Origin of the sequence: Pseudomonas sp. PB105, assembly GCF_009764655.1 — a bacterium.
Taxonomy (GTDB): Bacteria; Pseudomonadota; Gammaproteobacteria; order Pseudomonadales; family Pseudomonadaceae; genus Aquipseudomonas; species Aquipseudomonas cyclaminis.
The window spans coordinates 1-1302 of the sequence record NZ_RWIO01000053.1; the positions used below are offsets into that span (position 1 = coordinate 1).

3 protein-coding genes are annotated in these 1302 nt (G+C 62.9%); all 3 read left to right on the top strand.

The window, feature by feature from the left end; genetic code table 11:
- Positions 1 to 82: 82 nt before the first annotated feature.
- Positions 83 to 544: a head completion/stabilization protein gene (locus EJD88_RS13860; RefSeq protein ID WP_158878247.1), complete on the top strand. Its 462-nt coding sequence runs from the start codon at positions 83 to 85 to the stop codon at positions 542 to 544.
- Positions 541 to 987, top strand: coding sequence for a phage tail protein (locus tag EJD88_RS13865; RefSeq protein WP_158878248.1), 447 nt, complete (start codon positions 541 to 543; stop codon positions 985 to 987). Before EJD88_RS13860 ends, EJD88_RS13865 begins: the two co-directional genes overlap by 4 nt.
- Positions 977 to 1302: phage virion morphogenesis protein (locus EJD88_RS13870; protein ID WP_178121992.1), on the top strand; the 326-nt coding region annotated here is incomplete at its 3' end. The genes EJD88_RS13865 and EJD88_RS13870, both read left to right, overlap by 11 nt.

The following is a 1302-nucleotide window of genomic DNA, read 5'->3' on the forward strand; positions in this document are numbered from 1 at the left end:
AGCGGGGACCTGTGGAAGTGAGCCGCCCATTTATGGACCGTCCCACTGAAAACAGGCTCCCCGCCCTATTTGAGCGGTCAGCATGAGCTTTTCAGGTAAACCCACCACCCTGGTGGAACTGGCGATCGAGAACGACGGCTTTTGGCCGAACCTCGACGTGGCCGAGTTCCAGAAGGGCTATCGCCTGCCGGCGGAATACCTGGCGGAACTGCTGACGGCTGAATTGACCACGGCGATGACCGAGGTCAACAGCGACTTGGCCACGTGCAAAGCGCGTTGGCAGAACCAAGGTGTCACCACTTTGGAATCTGCTGACCCTATGGTGCTGCCCGAGCGCACATTTCAAGCAGCGACGTACAAACGCGCCGTTTACTGCAGGGCCAAAGCCAGCCTTTTGCCCCAGTTCGCGACCATCATCCGCCGCGACAGCGCCGAGAACCTGGGCAAGGAATCCCCCGATCGCCCGGAAACCTTCCTGGCGTTCAGCCAACAAGCTGTGCGCTCGCTGCAGGGCCGTGGCCGCATCACGGCGGCGTTGCTATGAACAAGCTCCGCGCCCTGACCACCTACCTGATCGGCCTGAACCTGGTGCTGCCCGAGCAGATCGACAGCTGGGCCGAGCAGGTCAACCTGGACGTGATCTGGAAAGACACCACCCAGGGTCTGCACATGGGCGATATGCGTTATCGCGCCGTAGTCGTGATCGAGCGATTCGCCGGCAACCCGGCCTTGTTGATGGCGCTCCTGGGCGGCTGGCTGGAAACCAACGATCCCGATCGGGACGACGATCTGCCGGCGCCGACGTTCGCCGTCGACCAGATCACCCCGGACGAAGCAGATCTGGAACTGACCCTGGAGTTTGTCGAGGCGCAGCACCTTGCAGAAGACCCCAATGGCTTGGTCGAGGCGTTCGGCAAGAAGTGGGGCCTGATTGCCTTTGACCTGTGGACGGCTGAGCACGGCGAGGTGCGCGGCGGTGGCGCGTAGCACTTTCGAGTTGGACGTACGGGGCCACCTGGGCGTTCGCGAGCAACTGGCCCTGTTGAGTCTGCCCCCGCAGTTGCGCCGGCGTTTGCTCAACAACGTGACCAAACGCGTGCGGACCATGAGCCGTAAGCGGATCCGCGAACAGCGCAACCTGGACGGCTCGGCTTTCGAGGCGCGCAAGGGCGGCAGCAAGGGCAAAAAGAAGATGGAAGCCGGCCTGGGCAAGTTGCTCCAGGTCACCAACGTGAGCGCGGACTCCGCAACCCTGGGATGGCGTAACGGCCTGACTGGCTGGGTCGCCGCGCAGCAACACCA